The organism is Alcanivorax sp. UBA3183, assembly GCF_002364155.1.
Classification (GTDB): Bacteria; Pseudomonadota; Gammaproteobacteria; order Pseudomonadales; family Alcanivoracaceae; genus Alcanivorax; species Alcanivorax jadensis.
Window position 1 is genome coordinate 4,469 of the sequence record NZ_DEXN01000029.1, and the last position, 444, is coordinate 4,912.

Genomic DNA, 444 nt, shown 5'->3' on the forward strand with positions numbered 1-444 from the left:
TTGCAAGCAAGCTCCTACAGGGGCCAGGTTTCAGTTTTCCAGGCGGTTGAAGCGCTGGGCGATATCGCTACCGGTAAAATTAGCCACCCAGCCTTCCGGGTTATTGAACAGGCGAATGGCGACAAAGCGAGGGTTGGGGCCCATGTCGAACCAGTGCGGGGTGTTGGCAGGTACACTAATCAGGTCGCCCTTGGTGCATAGCACCTCGTAGACCCGGTCGCCGATGTGCAGGGTGAACAGGCCCTGGCCTTCCACGAAGAAGCGCACTTCGTCTTCGCTGTGGCGGTGCTCTTCGAGAAATTTCTGTCGAAACGCCGCTTTTTCAGGGTGATCCGGCACCATGCTGACCACGTCCACGGTCTGGTAGCCTTCCTCATCAATCAGGCGGCCGATATCGGCCTTGTAGGCGGCGATGACTTCGTCCTGTTGAGGGGCATCGGACAG

General features: G+C 58.3%; 1 protein-coding gene. It reads right to left on the bottom strand.

Features of this window, described 5'->3' with window-relative positions:
• Positions 1-30: 30 nt before the first annotated feature.
• Positions 31-444 (bottom strand): 1,2-dihydroxy-3-keto-5-methylthiopentene dioxygenase (locus B3Q33_RS10600; protein WP_286827525.1); only part of this gene is annotated, 414 nt, incomplete at its 5' end.